This is a genomic window from Sporolactobacillus sp. BBK16-2, assembly GCF_059878335.1.
Map to the genome: position 1 here is coordinate 3,012,958 of NZ_CM187611.1, position 16,410 is coordinate 3,029,367.

A 16,410-nucleotide genomic window follows, 5' to 3' on the forward strand; every position below is an offset into this window, starting at 1 on the left:
TCAATATGACTTTCCCCCTCACTTTATTGCATGAGTAGCTACTAATTCATAGAAAAATTAAAATCTGCAAAATGAGCATCGGTATACCTTGAATAAAAGGAGAGGAAAGAACGAATAATGATCAAAATATAGATGAATTATCGAGATATCAATTCATCTTCAGTCACCCATTTATGGTTTTTTATCACTTTTCCAGTCTTAGTATCGGTATAATTGACCATATAAATATTCGTTTGCTTAGCACTGTCAATTGTTGCTTCTGCGCCCATCATCCCTGGCATATGGCTGGCATTTAGCTTAACCTTTGTCCCCGTTTTGAGAAGTCCTTTGTTGTGAGTCTGTAACTCTTGCTGGATAACCCACTTATGATTTCTAACCACCTTCCCACCATTAGTTGGATGATAAGTAACAGTATACACATTAGTAGTATAAACTCCGGCAACCGTTCCTTTAGCATTCATCATACCGGACATATGATCTGTTTTCAGCGTCACTTTACTCCCCTTTTTAAATTCAGGATTCATTGTTGCCACAAGGCCCTGTGGAACATCGCGATCCGACATAGCGTGCTGATCATGATCTCTATTCATATCATGGCTCATGGAGCTTGAACTGTCATTTGTTCCCTGGTTTGTGCTACACCCAGTTAACGCTACAACAAGAACTAATAAAAAAAAGGATACGCAAAATTTTTTTATTGCCAAAGCTGATCACTCCTGACACAATAAAAATTAATCACATCAGGTAATATACCCTATAAGATGAAAATAAATCGTATGCCCTGTCAGATTTGGGAACTGCGATGTCCCCCCTTCCAGGGCTTGTACTTACGTTATAATAAGGTTATTGAGTTCCTACGGAGGTATGCCAGTTGGCTAGTAAAGAGCAGATAAAATCATTGAGGGATACAAATACATACGAGATGCGGAATCAGTTTATCAATGATGAACGCCTTAAAGCATTTCGTACCATAAAAAAAGCATTACTAAAGTGGTTACTGAAATTGAAAACAGTACCTTTGGCAATGATTTTAAGAGATACTTTAGTCCACCTAAAAAAAGAAAAAAAGCCCGAAAGAAAAATGCATTCTCTCGTTTCCCCTCGTATTTTTCCTGTCAAGACAAAAAGACAGCCCGAATAAACTCTTCTTTTATAATGCTACGAAGTTGAACCATTAAGACTGTATGAGAATATTTCACCGAGTCCTGAAAAAACCTACTGGCAGCCGGTGGGTTAATATTAGGCACTTATTGAAAAAAGTAATCAAGAAGCTAAACTTCTTTTTTTCATCCAATACTTCTACTGATATTTTTAGCTTTTCTGAGATAAATGGCTTAACTTCTTTGAACTAACCGAAATATTTTTTATTTAACAATCATCCAATTTTTATCTTTTTGCAGAGTCAAATCAAGCTGTGAAATCTGCGTCGCCTTTGTTTGCTGATCGAGATACTTCACGGATACTGAAACCTGCACTTGATTGCCCACTTTCCGATACACCGGATTGATCATCTCTGAAAAGACATAGTCCTTGCCAATCGGTTTCAGCACATTGTCTTTGACATAGTAGGACAGTTCTTCTTTACTTGCAGTAGGATATAGTTTAAAGAACGTTTTTAAAAATACGTTGATTTCTTCTGTCGTACCTCCATTCACCGTACCATCATTTTCTACTGCTTTTGGCTCATAACCTGACTTCACAGGAATCTCACAAATGGTGGGATTTCTGACGATGACCATGTTTCCGGCTTTATCCATATAGACTCCCACCTCATAAGAGGCATTCACCGCCTTTTTTGTGTCGCCCTCCGTTATCAGCTGATCAACGGAAAAAATGACGGCATACTCGTGTTCATCGATTTGCCTTACCTTCCAGATTTCCACGTCGTTAACTGAAGAAGAGGTAGGAATGTCCCTGCGAATGGTGTCGATGTTTAAATCCTGTAATTCTTTAGTCAGATACCCTTTGAGAGCTTCTGTCCGTTGGTCGATTACATTCTGGTTGTTTTTCCATGAATAATAGACTTTGGCAAAGTTTTTGATGAAATTTTCGATCGGGTTGATATTTATCACTTGTTTTTCAATCACTTTTGTTTCATGAACCGTGTGCCTATTGATGGCGGTAAAATTTTTGTAGATGCCAAAAGCAACACTGCTTATCAGCAGAATCCACAGAAAAATGACCCATTTTCTGTGGATTCCGACTTTCATCACGTGGATCTTTGGGGACTTGAGCTGCTTTTCTTTTTTTCTTATTTTCATAGCTTAAATCTTCCTTTCTATTTGTTTTTGATCCGACCGGCGCTGACTAGGTGTTTCTGCCAGTATGAGGTTGTAAGATCGGCATACCCAATCGGATCACCAGCTTGATACATGCGATTGTTACCGACATAAATACCGACGTGTGTGATATAAGTAGCTGCATTATAGGTATCGTGAAAAAACACCAAATCCCCCGGTTTCGCTTCCGATAGCGGAAGATGCTGCGTGACGTCATACTGTTCCTGAGCTGTCCGAGGCAGTCTAATGCCCGCTTTTCCAAAGCTCCATTGCGTCAATCCACTACAATCAAAGGACGTGTTGGGATTGTCTCCCCCAAACACATAGCGCCAGCCTTGATATTTCAAGGCTTCGTTCATGATTGCCTGAACGGTGGCATTGTCGAAATGTGCCACGGTCAAATATTGCGAGACCAAAGCGACATAGAACATATTTCCGTAACGGTATCGCCAGCCACTATTTTTCTTCAATGCAATCGGGTTTGTGTAAGAAACTTTTTCCCCATCGGATTTTTCTTTCGCAAAGTTCTCCGCAAGTTCAAAGGTGTATTTTTTACCGTGGCTCGCCACGTAATCGATGAAATTTCCTCCATAGTTGTAAGATTGAATCACGGTATTGATGTCGCCTCCTTTTTTCCTAGAAGACTTTAGTAAAGCCGCAAAATATTTGCACCCTTGCTGAATCGACTTCTCCACAGTAAAGGAATGCTGAGGTTGTCCGGTCGAGGCCATCGACTGCATGACATCTGTGCCACGACCTCCGCTTTCCACCTGCATGATGGCAAGCAAATCACCGACATAGCGTTCGATTTGATATTTCTTGGCATACTTTTCCACCATTGGCTGGTGGGCCAGTACTTCCTGTGACAGATTAGCACCTGCAAGATCGATCCCATTGCTGCTGCCATCTCCATCCTCTTCATTTGAAATGAAAACAGCGACAAAAATTAGTAGGGAAATCAGCATAGCGAAAACGGCACCGAAGATTAGCCAAACGTTTAATCTCATTTTTGGCTTCCTCTCTGCCTACGAGTCACGCGTTGCCTTGTCTGTTGATCCGTTTCTGTCCGATTATGCCTGAGGGTTGCCTCTTGTTTTTTGATCATCGTGGCCAGTTGTCGGCTCTTTTTTGGTGTAAACGGTTGTCGCGTTGCGTTTGGATGAGTCGGTGCGTGCTCTTTCTGCGTCGCAACTGGGCTTCTCCTGTTAAGATCCTGCTTGGTGAGATCTTGGCGTACTGTAGAATCTGGCATCTGGACGACCGGCCGATTGAGCTCGGTATTTTTTGCTTGGCTTTTTTTCGCCTGATCCTTGAATGAGTGGATTGAGTTTATCGTCCTTTTGTTTGTCTTCAGCGTGGAATCAGGCATTACAGACCGTGCAGGTGCCGAATGAGGCCTTGCCGTTTTTTGCTTCTTGGCTGGTTTATCTTTTGTTAATTTGGTTTTAGGCCGTTCAACGAAATCCTGTTCGGTTGCCTTTTGTTGACGGTCCCGGTTAAGTTCCAGTCGGCGTTGCGCAATCGTCGGACGCTGCTGCATTTGGTTCTCTTCACGGTTCTGTTTTTTGTCCGCGATTTTTTGCACTGTACGACTTTTGGCGTCCTCTGTCTTTTTTGTCATCGTGTCGTGCTTTTCTGTCTTCCCATGAATCAAGACTTGGCGGGTATTCAAAGGTAAAGCCGCTGTTTGCTTCTTTCTTGGATTTGGGTTGTCCGTGCTTCGCTTTATTGTCTCTTTGCCCGCACCCGCTGACCGACCTGTACGGGGCTCAAGCTGGGATTTCTTTGATCCTTGTGTTGGACGTTGGCTGCGGGTTTGCGTCCGTTGGGAAGCTCCGGACCTCGAAGCTTTTGCCCTTGCCCCAGGGCCAGCTGCCGCACCGGTTGCTCCGGCCGTAAAAAAGCGACCCATTTTCCGCTTCCATCGCCGCGTCTCGCGATGTAAGAACCGATAAGGCCGTTGCAGGATTTGGCTTCCCATCTGCTGAGAATCACTCGCCTGCAAGTGGAATAGACCCATAAGGTCACCCAGTTTGGCGTAAATACCCGCAAAAGTCACAATCTGTAAAAAGGCAATCAGGAAAAACGGGAATTCTCCGGATAGGGCGTAAAGCATGGTGGAAATGGAAAAGGCAATCGTGACAATTAGCGTAATGCCTGCCCGTGTCATGATGACATTGAAAAGCTTCATGATGGCCTGTTTGCCCATGCCATTAAAGCCCGGGATCATGGAAAGCAGAAAACTGATGGGCAGGAAGAGGGCATAGATGATGAACAAGATCTGCGAGAAAATCATGATCCCCGAAAGTAGAAACACGAAGATGGAAATCCCGATATTGAATAGAAACAGGAAGAACACCATCCCCAAACGTGGGGTCGTCTTGGTGAGTGTCAGGTTCTTATTGCCTTCTTTTTCAATTTCCTCTTTAACAACCGCTTCCCGGTCTGCGCCGTTGTTTGCGTCCGGATCTGCGGACAGCAGCTTTTCCACCCGTTTCTGTCCGATTTTAGTCATATCAGAATTGCCATACTGTAGAAGCAGCCAGGGCTGCTGCACTTGTATCGAAAACAAGTTATCCCGGATGAGGGCTGCGCTGTCCTGACCATGACTTCCCGAGTGTGGCATCACCATTTTTGTCCCCAGCGACAGACTAGCCTTGCTGATGTCCGCCGAAAATCCATTGATTTTGCCGATATAGTCTGGGGCATAGGCAATAAAGGAAGCGGACAGAAGAAAAACCACCAAAAAGTTCATCACGGCGTGAATCACTTTGGTGGTCTCTCGCTTGATCAGCCCCACATAGGCCACATAGATCCCGAGGATTAAAATAAAAATCAGCAGGAACCCTGGATAAAAGCCAGAACTATGAAAGCCGCTGGGCGAAATACCTGCCAATGTTTGCATGTTTTTTCCAATCGCGTTTGCAGTCTTGGAAACGAAATCTAAGGAATAGGCTTCCTGTACGAGATACCCTGTCGCATTGGACAGGTAGAGGGAGAGCGTCCAGATAAAATTCGTGATGGCGTAGAGTCCATACATGACCTGTTTGCCAATACCATCGGTCCAATTCCACGGCAGCCAGTCCCATGAATTGTCCACATAGAAGTCCAGCTGGTAATTGCCCAGAGGATATTTAGAGTAAACATGTTGCGCACTGACTGTATCATCAACAAGACCGGCCGCATGGGCTGCTGTTCCAAGTAGGACAAAGAAAAGCAGCGATCCAACCGTAACCAGCAAAATGGTGTAGACGATGTGCCAACTCTTTTTCAAATGCATTTAGGTCGCCTCTTTTCTAACCGGAGGGCGGGTGTCAAAGGCATGGAGCAGTTCCTCAAAGACCGGATGAATCTGGATGACACCTACACGGCCATACAAGTCAGAGATAAGGCACTGGCCATTTTCAAGTTCACGTAATCGTTTCTGGTTTTGTTCATCCTCCTTGTCCACGCCGAAGAATTCCAGTGTCTTCTTGATTTCGTGTATATCCGTCGAACGAAATGCAAATTTCAGACCGATATTGTTTTTCATCTTCTCATCCAGTAAATCATCTGCGTTCTGGGTTACGAAATAAACACCGGCATTCATGGCGCGACCAGCCCGCACCAGCTTGTTGGAAAGGGTCTTCCCCTGTGCCACCTGCAAAAAGCTCCAGGCTTCATCCAAGTCCACCATTTTAAACACGCTGCGGTTGGAGTGAATGAAATCAAGGGCAAAGGTGCTGATGACAATTAAAATCGCCACACTTAAAAGTTCCACAGTCGTGTATTCCTTAAATTCGGTTTCAGCATCTGGAAGCACCAAGTCCGCCACTTGGATGATGTTCAGCTGCTTATCCAGGCTAATCGACTGAACGGTCATGCCATCAGAGAACAACAAGTGTCCCAGGTTACTGTCCTTAATGCTGTCGATATGGTCAGCCATGCTGCTCGCAACGGAGGTGCCCTCCTTGTATAGCTCGTCAATGACGCACAAAAGCCCTTGTCGGTCGCTTTGCGTCACCCGACGGATCGCCTTACGAAGCGTTGGGAACTTCTCACCATCCCGACTGGAAATGCCTGTGAGAAAGGTAAGGATGTCGATGGCGAGGCTCTCTGCGTCCTTCGTCTGTTTCATAATCACATAAGGGTCAAGTAAGCCCTTGTTGCGTTCCTCTCTGGTCAGATTGATGATGTTAATTTCCTCGGCAATTTCCGGTAGCGTTTCCTTCCACCCACCACGCTCGGATTTGGGATCTAAGATCACCGCCTGTCCCCCGTAGAGGACGGCATAATAGACGAGTAAGTTGTTCGAGAAGGATTTTCCGCCGCCAAGGGAACCAAGAAAAGCCGCTGCAAGTGCATTAGTGACAGACCCTTTCACGCCTTGTGCTGCAAGGCTCGGCTTTAAGTAAACGTTACGCCCGGTGTCCAGATTATAGCCGATATAGATCCCCTCTGGTTCCCCAAGCATCTGCGCGGCCCCAAAGCCCAAGCTTGCAAGAAAGTCACTGGTCACATACTGGATATAATCATTCATATACCGCTTGCTGGCAGGAAGGAACTCACCGTGCAGCCCGATCATGTCTCCGAACGGTCGCACCAGTTTAATGCTTAAATCGTCGTAGAAGTCCATGACTTCGTTACATCGACGCTTCAATTCGTCCAGATCCGGCGCTGCTACCCGTATCACGTAACTGAGCTTATACATCGCTTCTTTGGTCTGGTCGAGATTCGCTTCCAGCTCGCTGACACTATCCAGGGCTTCCATCACGTCGTTACCTGACTCATTATTAGACTGCCAGGCATGGTTATCTAAGTCTTTCAATTCTTTTTTCTTGTTTCGAACCGTCGTTAAGGCTTTCTTATTCGTGACAATGTCCACATTCATCGATGTATCAATTGGAAACGTAAATTGTTGTTGCTGATAGTAAAAAATTTCTGAGGAGGGGAAGTCCAGCTCTCGTACAATCGAATTGATCGTGAAATAGGAAACATAAGTCGTCTGGTCTTCCTGCTCGATTTTCAAATATCTCTGGTTTTCCTCGACAAGGCAGCGAGTCGGCTTGATGAGGTCATACCGCTTCACCAGCATTTCCTGCTTCAGTTTCTTTGCCGGTAAATGGTAGGCATATTCCTCATAGGGCGAACCCGTCTTCCCATAAAGATGTTCAATCAGATAGCCAAAGTCATCTTTATCCAGCCTGCGAACTTTGAATCTGCGGGAAATCTTGCTTTCCAGCAGGTGTTCCATTTTCATAAACCGGTTAATCTCTTTCGTACTCATGCTGACGAAATCGCCCATCAGTTTGTGATTGACCTCGTAAAGGAAATCAGAAAAGGTCATCAGAATGGATTCACTGATCACCTTAAGGCTGACTTCCTGTTCGTTTAAAAGCAGTTTGAAGCCAATAAAAAAGCGATAGTCGATTTGGTTTTCACCAATCATTCCGACTAACGCTTCAGTCTGTTCATCAATTTTCCGGCAAGCAATGTCTCTCAATCTTCCAGAGATTTCTTTCTTGCTTCGCTCCTGCGTGGCCCGAATACTTGATTCTGTAGCAATCTGCAAGGCATGAATTTTCCCGTCACGGCTCTGGGCGACCAACTGACGAAAATGCTCATGCACCTGGTATTTTTCTTCTGGACTCAGAAAGGAGTAGTTGTAGGGAATCAGTTCATAATAGGCGAAACATTCCCCGTCGTGATTAAAAACGAGGTTATTTTCGATGTACTTGATCGGATACAGCATAACGTTCCCTCCTCACGGCGGTAATCGCTCCACCGACGGTCTCTTTTTTCAGCTTCACAGACTTTCCAGCATAGGTGACTTTGGGACGGAGCATATAGGAAAATACGGATTTCAGAAAGCCATAGGGCTTTTTCCCATCAAAGGTCTTCTGTGACATGAACCACGTGAAGCCAACCGGAAGACCCACATATTTCAGCAGGACGCCATGAATGAAAGACAACGGTGGCACGTTCGCAAAGAGCACCACCAGCAAGAGCGAGCAGACAAACCAAGCCATTTGCGTAAAAGTGACCGGAAAGGGTAGTTGGAAGTCATTGATGGCGTAGATCACCTTCTCCACGTTCCAGATGCTAGTATAGCTTCTGATTTTTTTCATCTGTCACTATTCCTTTCTGTTTAAGAGACTTTTTAGTTAACTGACGTATTCAAAAACACCGTGGGAAGTGACGAGAAAATTTCCTTCCAACTCCAAATCCCGTCCATAAGCTTCATAGTCAATATAGTTTTGCAAATGAGAAGGGACTTCACCAAGGGTACCTGACTCTTCCAATAGGTAACGGGCCACATTCTCCATATCATCACAATCGGGATAACAGATGATGTCATCCTTATGCTCCACCATTTCTTCAAAACTGCCAAAAAAGGCGTTCTGGATTTCTCTCATTTCCTCCTCAATCGGTGTTCCTTCTAATTCCTTCGCTAGAGAACACAGACGGTTGATTTCCTCAATGGGCGTGTATTCATCAATATCAAAGGGCAATTCGTAATCGTGGATGGCATATTCTTCATATTCATGATTCAATCCGATACGCTCCTTGACCTCCTCAAAGTCAACGGGTGGAGTGAACCATGCACCGACTAATTCGCCCTCATTGTACTTGCCAAGATTGGCTATATAGACTTTCATTTCCATCTATATATCACTTCCTTTTCCTAAAAATAGATACAAAAAAAGCAGTGGTTTTCGACTGCGCAATGGCTACCCATTAAATTTATTTAGATAAAAGTGCATTTCCCTGTCGCACTACCGTTTGACGTACCTGTTTTTTGGCATGCATAAGAAAAGCCCTTATACATGCCAAAAGAACAGGTGTTAAAGTTACGCACCCACGACTCTGTTAAACAGATTCAGTAAGACATCTTTGACACCTGCCGCATTGAAGACTAATCCCACGGCAATCAAAGCAATCACTAGAAAACCAATCAGCTTGGAAAATTCCCGTTTAAAACCGAGATAAAGCCCGATGACCACAATCGCCATCAAGACGAGAGACTGAGCATTATTTAAAAACCAAGTGTATAAATTCCGTCCAAAATTCATGAGCGATTTCTCCTTTTATACATCCAATTTGTGATTAAAATTTCGTTGATGCATTGTTTAAAGATCATTTTTGCCGATGATGATTCGTGACCATCTGTTCGGCAGCATCGGCCTGCTGCTGGACTATTTTTTCGTGGCGTTTCGTGAGCTTGGCATGCCGGATCATGTCATCAATGACGGTAGTATCTTTGATCTGGTCGAGCCAAAGCGCCACTTTTAATGTCGGGGCCACCTGTCGCTGTAACCAGCCTAAGGTCCGGTCAAAAGAATACGGCTCCGGTTGGGTGGTTAATTTCAATTTCTCCCGGTTTTTTCCGATAAACCAGGCCCAGTTTTCGTTCATTTTCCATGTGCTGCGTCGCTTATTTTCCACTTTGTCCACAAAACGCAGGTAACGGTTGATGATGGAAAAAGCCGTACGCTCCGCATCGTGGTAAGCCATCAGGTCAAGGATGGCGTGATCGGCACGTTCGTTTTTCAGGCGGATTTCAAATCGGTTTTTGACTTCGGCTTCGTCGATAGGGATGTCACTCTTTGCATACTGCTCGTAGTCCTTTTCATAAAGGCAGAAATAGATTTCACTTTTTAGAGAACCGATATAGAGCGTGTGCCCCATGGCTTCCTTTTCCTCTCGGCGGATGAGCTCGCCGCTACGGTAACTTTTAAAGCTGCGAAACACAGAAATACATTCTTCATGTCGGCATTTTTCCGTCAGCTGCGGAATATCCAAAATGTCTGCCTTGTCATTGATCGCTAAGTCCAGCCTCTTGAATACACCGCCCTCGCAGATGGCATCCATGAAAAAGTCGGTCCAGCTTCGGTGTTGGGCTAAAAGGAATCCCTCAAACTGGCGGCAGCCTCGTCCTTTCAGTTCCAGCAGCACACCTTTTTGTTCATCAGGAGAGACCATCACAAAAATATCTCCCAAAGCGTAATGTTCCGTGTAGGAATAGAAGCCATAGTCTTCATGAAGCATGTAGTTCATTTTCAAAAGCAGAATGTCTTCAATGACATGCTTCACATCCGTGGTTGGGAATCGTATCCGCACATAGTCAAACAGCATCTCAAGTGGTGCATCGGGATTGAGCCGTTCCAATGCTTTTAGTAACGCCGTTTTGATGTCATCCGATGGGGAAGCCCTGCTGTTTTCAATATCGTTGAGATACTGTCTGGTCATTCCGGCAACAACCGCCAGGCGATTTTGTGAAAGGCCGTATGAAAGCCGCTTTTCCTTCAGATGTTGTACCCATAAATCATTTTCGCTCAATGATTACCCTCCAATCAAAAAGAGGATGTCAACTGAAAGGGGCATAGTTGACATCCTCCAAAAATTCCAGAAACCTAGACAGAATAGGGTGTTTACTGGATTTTGAAACTGTTTTTTATTGTATTTGTGCCCCCCTGTTAGATACGGGGGGCTAAATCGCTGGCGTGGCTGACGCCACACCAGCAGCAGGCTAGTCCGTCCCTTCGGCTTTCGCTTCGCACGCCGCCTGTCCGTCCTGCCTGCTTCTTATCAGTGTTCCAATCTCTTTTATAAAATTGTGTCCTTTAGGGACTAAAGGGGTATAAAACTCTGAGATGACACTTGTCCCTGTATCCACATAACCTCGCCCTTTGATTTGTTTTAGGAAAAAATCCTTTTCCACCTCACCAAACATCATGCTGTAGCCCATTTCCGACATGCGTCCCAAGGCCACACGGAAGTTGAATTGGTCACGAATCCCATCGCCTAAAAATTTAGCGTCTGGACGCTGGCAGGCAAGGATCAGGAAGTACCCGGCCTGTCTCCCAAGCATGACGATCCGTTTCAACTTGGTTAAAACAACAGAACTCTCTTTCCCAAGCATTTCCATGAACGCCACGTATTCATCAAAGATGAGGAAGTGAGCGGGCAATCCCAGATAAGCATAGTTCTCTCCGGTCTTGTAGCCAGTCATCTGTTTCATGGCTTCACTGCGTTCCATCATACTGTCATAAAACTGGTTCAGACAGGCCATCATGTCTTCTTTCTGATGATGGACATTCGGCATGACTTCAGAAAGATCAGCAAGATCCGAATTTTTTGGGTCAAGGACATAAAGCATGGCGTTTGTGCGCGCTAAGGCTTCAATGAGTGAGAAGATGAAGTAGGTTTTTCCTCCGCCTGTTCCCCCAGCAATGAGCATATGAGGTAACTTATCATACTCCCAATAAACAGACTTCATCAGCTTTAAGCGCCCGTCTTTAGCAGTGACTTCTTCAATGGAAATACGATTCGTAATCGTATCATAGAGCAGGGTATATTCTAGATAAGAATCCTTGAGCTCTTTGTCCACCAGTTCACAGTACAAGCCACTTTCCAGCTTCTTTTCCAAGTGCAGGAGCTGATCCTGATATTTACCCAACGTAATTTCTACGTGGATGTGAATCAGTCCATCTTTGAGCCGGTAATACATCTTTGGGAAATGGCGGATTCTCTCCTTTGGCCTGCCGGATGGTAGGTCTTTAAAGAGCCCGTCATGTTGCACCTGTTCGGATTCATACCATTTATTTTCTAGGATCATTTTGGCTAGCTTTTGGCGGTGCACGAGCTGTTTCACTCTATCTCGATGAAAGTGGTAATAAAGGCCGGCCACAAGCATGCTTATTCCTGCAGCTACACTGACACTGAACATGAGATAGGGCGTGATAGCAAACTGCAAGCTGCCTTCATGCAAAAGTCGTACCTTCTTCCAGTCCATTAGCATGAGCCGCTTCCCATGAAAGGCCAGCAACACGAATAGGAAAACAAGAACGAGTGAGGTAGCAGCAAATCGAAAGACAAGATGTTGATCACCCGCTCGAATCCTTTTTCCTTTATAGATGAAATGTTTCATAAATGATCCTTTCCGGAAAATGAAATGGCATTACTTTCCTTTAGTTTGTGGCTGCGGATGGGGGACGGCTTGTTTATTTTTCAGCGCTATGTCCTCGGCCTTGATATACCAGTCCACATCCGCTCCCAAAAATGTGGCAGTCGCTACTGTATCCGCTACCGGGTTGATCAGTTCCACTTCGGCATTATAGTCAAACTCTTTTAACGGGACGGCAGCCGGAATACTGACCTGTATCATGCGTCCTTGTCCACGGGATTTAAGGTCATAAGTCCGTTCTTTAATTTCATCACTAACCGTCCCGTCCTCATTATTCACGCGCACTTCACGGCGGAGTGCGGAGAATTTCAGCGCACCAAATGTCTTGTCCTTATCAATCACAATGCCTTCAGCTAATCTCATTTTTTGCCCTCCTTATGCTTTCACCATATCGTCTGCATGGAGAATATAATTTGTAAAACCACGAGCACCAATTTTATAACCCTCTGCGGTAATTCGAGGATTGATCAATTTCACCTTGTCTTCTACTTCAAAATGCTTTTCACCCGCTTCCGGTGGTAACACCAAAACGATATCGTCCGCTCGCTGGATGTCGGAATACAAATTGTAGCTGCGGGAAAGGATCATCGTGCGACCATTAACCCGGCGCTGTTCTACATTGCCTTCTCCAGCATATTCGAGGTTTCCAAATGTCTTTTCAACGTTTGGAATAATGTGTTTCAGTTCCATAAATCATTTTCCTTTCTGTAAATAATTTTGTTTTGATTAATACGCTGATTCAAGCTTAAATTTTGTCGGGAAAAGAGCGAGATGCTCTGGTGAAAGCACATCCCTTCCAACACCAAAAACTTGAAATAAAAAGGCTGAAATGATTTCTCATCTCAGCACAGGATTGATTAAAATTTGTGACACAGTGATGGTACCTTTCGAAACAGAATGACTTGGCGGAAAAATAAAATAAAAAAGAAGGCATATTCTTCAAAATATACCTTCTGAACCTCGAACTGATACGGTTCTCTGACTCCGGTCCTTGGCGGAATTTTGGCGGAGATCCTTATCAATTTAAGTGTTTTTATCCATTTTACCTTTGCCAAAAATGCTGTTAAATCAACGTTTTGACACCAAACGAGGTATCTACTTTATTCCCACTCAATCGTTGCCGGTGGCTTGGAGGTAATGTCGTACACAATGCGGTTGACGTGTTCGACTTCGTTGACGATTCGGGTTGAGATCTTCTCGAGCACATCCCATGGGATGCGTGCCCAGTCGGAGGTCATGCCGTCGATCGACGTTACGGCACGGATCGCGATGCAGTGGTCGTAGGTACGGCCGTCGCCCATGACGCCGACGCTTTGGATGTTCGGCAGCACGGTGAAATATTGCCAGATGTCACGGTCGAGACCAGCCTTCTTGACTTCATCACGAAGGATCGCGTCGGATTCGCGAACGAGTTCGAGCTTGTCTTCACTGATTGCGCCGAGGACGCGGATGCCGAGACCCGGGCCAGGGAACGGCTGACGCCAAACGATGTCATCAGCAAGGCCGAGCTCTGTGCCGAGCGCGCGGACTTCGTCTTTGAACAGCGTGTTGAGCGGTTCAATCAGCTTGAATTTCATGTCTTCCGGCAGTCCGCCGACGTTGTGGTGCGATTTAATGTTCTGGGATGAGCCGCCGGCGCCGCTTTCGACAACGTCCGTGTAAAGCGTGCCTTGCACGAGGTAGGCAATATCCTCGAGTTTATTGGCTTCATCTTGGAACAAATAGATAAATTCATTGCCGATGATTTTACGCTTGCGTTCCGGATCGCTGACGCCTTCAAGCTTATCCAAGAAGCGTTTTTTCGCATCAACATGAATGAAATTCATATGGAAACGGTTTTGGAACGTATCAACAACGCCTTCGGCTTCGCCTTTACGGAGCAGGCCGTGATCAACGAAGATACAGGTCAGCTGATCGCCGATGGCTTTATGCACGAGTGCTGCTGCAACCGAAGAATCCACGCCACCGCTTAATGCGCAAATGACTTTTTGATCGCCGACGGTCGCACGGATCTTTTCAACCTGCTCATCGATGAAGTGTTCCATTGACCAGCTTTTTTCCGCACCGCAGACGCCGAACACGAAGTTGCTCAGAATCTCGTTACCGTGCACGGAGTGACGCACTTCCGGATGGAATTGAACTGCGTAAACCTTTTTCGCATCGTTTGCCATCGCCGCAACAGGACAAGATTCACTGCTTGCTTCAATTTTGAAGCCTTCAGGAAGCGTCTTAACACGATCACCATGACTCATCCATACCGTTTGCGTTTCAGGCAGGCCGTTAAATAGTGCGTTGTCTGTGTTCACTGTGATGTCTGCTTTACCGTATTCACGATGCGTCGCACGCTCAACCGTTGAGCCGTAGTGCTTGCTGATCAGGTGCAAGCCATAGCAGATGCCGAGGATCGGAATGTCTAGGTCAAAAATAGCTGAGTCGCACAAAGGCGCGCCTTCGCCATAAACACTGTTCGGTCCACCGGAGAAGATAATTCCCTTTGGATTCTTTTCTTTAATTTGCTCCGCAGTCAACGTATTCGGGAACAGCTCGCTATACACGCCTAAATCACGAATTCGCCTTGCAATCAATTGATTGTACTGACCGCCGAAGTCCATAACAATAATCAAGTTATTCGGTTGTCCCATCCTTTTGTCCCACCCCATCTGTTGTTTATCAATCACAGACATTGCTGCTTTCTATTGCCCATACTATTTAAAAAGCCGGAGGCCGTTGAGGCTTCCAGTTTCTCTTTCCAGTAGTTATTATTCGCTAAATTTCAAAATGAATCACTTGTCCTATTTTAACAATGAATGCGGTGATCAGCAACCCATCAAAGCAAATACCTCAAGTAGACATAAATGGAAGAAATCACAATTGAGAGCAGCATTACAGGTATTCCTATTTTCATAAAACCAAGAAAAGAAATGCGATGACCGCCTCGTCCTGAAAGACCTGCAACCACAAGATTTGCACTGGCACCGATCAAGAGCCCATTCCCGCCAAGACATGCCCCTAAGGACAGGCTCCACCAGAGCGGTTCAAGATTAGTTACGCCGAGCTCGCCCATGTCTTTAATAAGCGGAATCATTGTCGCGACGAAAGGAATATTATCGATAAATGAAGAAGCGATTGCGCTCATCCAAAGGATCAGAAACGTCGTTGGGACAAGTTCGCCTCCTGTAAGAGCAAGCGCTCCTTTAGCCAAACTTGCGATGACCCCCGTCTCCACAAGTCCCGCAACCAAGATAAAAAGACCGACAAAAAAGAATATGGTTGGCCATTCGACACCCGCCAAAGCTTTTTCCAAATAGCGTTCTCCGGAGAGCAAAAGGAGCAAAAACGCGCCTGTTAGGGCAATCGTCGCTGTTTCCACGCCCATAATCTGATGCATGAAGAATCCGGCAACTGTGAGCAGCAGAACAGAAACAGCTTTTATAAGCAACGCTTTATCTTTAATGGCTTCGGATGCGTTGAGTCCCGCTAATTTTGCGCGTGCGTCCGTATTTCCATGCAGTGAACGGCGATAGATGAATGCAAGCATGACAAGCGTTGCAACAGTAATGATGAAGATGACCGGTGCCAGATTCGTGATAAAATCCATAAAGCTAAGATCTGGTACAGCGCTTCCGATCATGATGTTCGGCGGATCGCCGATCATCGTTGCGGTACCTCCGATATTGGCCATGAAAATCTCCGACATCAGAAAAGGTGTCGGTGAAATGTCCAGTTGTCTCGCGATGCTCAAAGTCACCGGTACAACCAGCAGCACAGTCGTCACGTTGTCCAAAAAAGCCGAGCCGATTGCCGTAATTAGCGAAAACATAATAAGCAAAGCAATTGGCTGTCCATGGACACACTGTGCGGAACGAATGGAGAGGTATTTAAAAAGTCCTGTTTGAACGGTGATCGACACAATAATCATCATACCGGTTAAGAGACCGATCGTATTAAAGTCAATATACTTAATCGCCTCATCTTGAGTGAGGACACCAAGAAAAATTAAGAGTGCTGCGCCTGACATAGCAGCGATCGTTCGATGTATTTTTTCAGATATAATCATCTCATAGGCAATGATAAAAATAATTATAGCAATTAACGCTTCATTCTCCATCGTTACCTTCCCTTTTCCTCGTTTTCTCTGATTTTATTTTTTCGTTGCAGCATTCATGGATTTAACAAAACCAATCT

Annotated in this window: 15 protein-coding genes; 1 reads left to right on the forward strand and 14 read right to left on the reverse strand. The window is 45.3% G+C overall.

All coding sequences use genetic code 11. The annotated features are described in order from the left end of the window. Window positions 1-137: 137 nt before the first annotated feature. Entirely contained in the window at window positions 138-704 is a 567-nt protein-coding gene (locus AC6F33_RS14945; protein ID WP_010027048.1) for a YdhK family protein, read from the reverse strand. Window positions 705-871: 167 nt separating this feature from the next. On the opposite strand from AC6F33_RS14945, the gene AC6F33_RS14950 reads away from it, so the two are divergent. Continuing rightward, complete coding sequence (locus tag AC6F33_RS14950) at window positions 872-1,141, forward strand: hypothetical protein (protein ID WP_500777376.1); 270 nt, start codon at window positions 872-874, stop codon at window positions 1,139-1,141. A 223-nt stretch (window positions 1,142-1,364) separates the two neighbouring features. On the opposite strand, the gene AC6F33_RS14955 is transcribed toward AC6F33_RS14950, so the two are convergent. From AC6F33_RS14955 to AC6F33_RS15015, 13 genes are all read right to left on the reverse strand, one after another. After that, window positions 1,365-2,261, reverse strand: a complete 897-nt coding sequence (locus tag AC6F33_RS14955; RefSeq protein ID WP_047035262.1) for a conjugal transfer protein — start codon at window positions 2,259-2,261, stop codon at window positions 1,365-1,367. Between the two features lie 17 nt (window positions 2,262-2,278). Next, window positions 2,279-3,286, reverse strand: coding sequence for a bifunctional lytic transglycosylase/C40 family peptidase (locus tag AC6F33_RS14960; RefSeq protein WP_155217827.1), 1,008 nt, complete (start codon window positions 3,284-3,286; stop codon window positions 2,279-2,281). After that, window positions 3,283-5,559 carry a CD3337/EF1877 family mobilome membrane protein gene (locus AC6F33_RS14965; RefSeq protein WP_500777377.1) on the reverse strand — a complete coding sequence of 759 codons (2,277 nt, stop codon included), beginning with the start codon at window positions 5,557-5,559 and terminating at the stop codon, window positions 3,283-3,285. The genes AC6F33_RS14960 and AC6F33_RS14965 overlap by 4 nt, the downstream gene beginning before the upstream one ends. After that, entirely contained in the window at window positions 5,560-8,010 is a 2,451-nt protein-coding gene (gene tcpF / locus AC6F33_RS14970; RefSeq protein ID WP_500777378.1) for a conjugal transfer ATPase TcpF, read from the reverse strand. It lies immediately after the preceding gene. After that, on the reverse strand, window positions 7,979-8,386 hold the full coding sequence (locus tag AC6F33_RS14975) for a conjugal transfer protein (protein ID WP_010023712.1): 408 nt from the start codon (window positions 8,384-8,386) through the stop codon (window positions 7,979-7,981). Before AC6F33_RS14975 ends, tcpF begins: the two co-directional genes overlap by 32 nt. 36 nt (window positions 8,387-8,422) lie before the next feature. Next, on the reverse strand, window positions 8,423-8,923 hold the full coding sequence (locus AC6F33_RS14980) for an antirestriction protein ArdA (protein WP_010023710.1): 501 nt from the start codon (window positions 8,921-8,923) through the stop codon (window positions 8,423-8,425). 186 nt (window positions 8,924-9,109) lie between these two features. Further along, on the reverse strand, window positions 9,110-9,331 hold the full coding sequence (locus AC6F33_RS14985; RefSeq protein ID WP_010023708.1) for a hypothetical protein: 222 nt from the start codon (window positions 9,329-9,331) through the stop codon (window positions 9,110-9,112). 64 nt (window positions 9,332-9,395) lie between these two features. Beyond that, the gene (gene mobT, locus AC6F33_RS14990; protein WP_010023706.1) at window positions 9,396-10,598 is read right to left on the reverse strand and encodes a MobT family relaxase; all 1,203 of its coding nucleotides are present in this window, start codon (window positions 10,596-10,598) and stop codon (window positions 9,396-9,398) included. A gap of 190 nt (window positions 10,599-10,788) precedes the next feature. Further along, window positions 10,789-12,189 carry an FtsK/SpoIIIE domain-containing protein gene (locus AC6F33_RS14995; protein WP_155217820.1) on the reverse strand — a complete coding sequence of 467 codons (1,401 nt, stop codon included), beginning with the start codon at window positions 12,187-12,189 and terminating at the stop codon, window positions 10,789-10,791. Between the two features lie 30 nt (window positions 12,190-12,219). Beyond that, window positions 12,220-12,588 (reverse strand): YdcP family protein, encoded by a 369-nt coding sequence (locus AC6F33_RS15000; RefSeq protein ID WP_093674659.1) that lies wholly within the window; start codon window positions 12,586-12,588, stop codon window positions 12,220-12,222. A gap of 12 nt (window positions 12,589-12,600) precedes the next feature. Continuing rightward, a complete protein-coding gene (locus tag AC6F33_RS15005) occupies window positions 12,601-12,915 on the reverse strand; it encodes a YdcP family protein (protein ID WP_093674660.1) in 315 nt (104 codons plus the stop codon). Between the two features lie 410 nt (window positions 12,916-13,325). After that, the gene (guaA, locus tag AC6F33_RS15010; protein ID WP_500777379.1) at window positions 13,326-14,867 is read right to left on the reverse strand and encodes a glutamine-hydrolyzing GMP synthase; all 1,542 of its coding nucleotides are present in this window, start codon (window positions 14,865-14,867) and stop codon (window positions 13,326-13,328) included. Between the two features lie 185 nt (window positions 14,868-15,052). Continuing rightward, window positions 15,053-16,333, reverse strand: a complete 1,281-nt coding sequence (locus AC6F33_RS15015; protein WP_500777380.1) for an ArsB/NhaD family transporter — start codon at window positions 16,331-16,333, stop codon at window positions 15,053-15,055. Window positions 16,334-16,410: the final 77 nt, after the last annotated feature.

What these genes read in the sequence shown, in the direction of transcription:
- AC6F33_RS14955 (WP_047035262.1), bottom strand. Translation starts at nt 2,261, where the DNA reads ATGAAAATAAGAAAAAAAGAAAAGCAGCTCAAGTCCCCAAAGATCCAC.
- AC6F33_RS14960 (WP_155217827.1), bottom strand. Translation starts at nt 3,286, where the DNA reads ATGAGATTAAACGTTTGGCTAATCTTCGGTGCCGTTTTCGCTATGCTG.
- AC6F33_RS14965 (WP_500777377.1), bottom strand. Translation starts at nt 5,559, where the DNA reads ATGCATTTGAAAAAGAGTTGGCACATCGTCTACACCATTTTGCTGGTT.
- tcpF (WP_500777378.1), bottom strand. Translation starts at nt 8,010, where the DNA reads ATGCTGTATCCGATCAAGTACATCGAAAATAACCTCGTTTTTAATCAC.
- AC6F33_RS14975 (WP_010023712.1), bottom strand. Translation starts at nt 8,386, where the DNA reads ATGAAAAAAATCAGAAGCTATACTAGCATCTGGAACGTGGAGAAGGTG.
- AC6F33_RS14980 (WP_010023710.1), bottom strand. Translation starts at nt 8,923, where the DNA reads ATGGAAATGAAAGTCTATATAGCCAATCTTGGCAAGTACAATGAGGGC.
- AC6F33_RS14985 (WP_010023708.1), bottom strand. Translation starts at nt 9,331, where the DNA reads ATGAATTTTGGACGGAATTTATACACTTGGTTTTTAAATAATGCTCAG.
- AC6F33_RS14995 (WP_155217820.1), bottom strand. Translation starts at nt 12,189, where the DNA reads ATGAAACATTTCATCTATAAAGGAAAAAGGATTCGAGCGGGTGATCAA.
- AC6F33_RS15000 (WP_093674659.1), bottom strand. Translation starts at nt 12,588, where the DNA reads ATGAGATTAGCTGAAGGCATTGTGATTGATAAGGACAAGACATTTGGT.
- AC6F33_RS15005 (WP_093674660.1), bottom strand. Translation starts at nt 12,915, where the DNA reads ATGGAACTGAAACACATTATTCCAAACGTTGAAAAGACATTTGGAAAC.
- guaA (WP_500777379.1), bottom strand. Translation starts at nt 14,867, where the DNA reads ATGGGACAACCGAATAACTTGATTATTGTTATGGACTTCGGCGGTCAG.
- AC6F33_RS15015 (WP_500777380.1), bottom strand. Translation starts at nt 16,333, where the DNA reads ATGGAGAATGAAGCGTTAATTGCTATAATTATTTTTATCATTGCCTAT.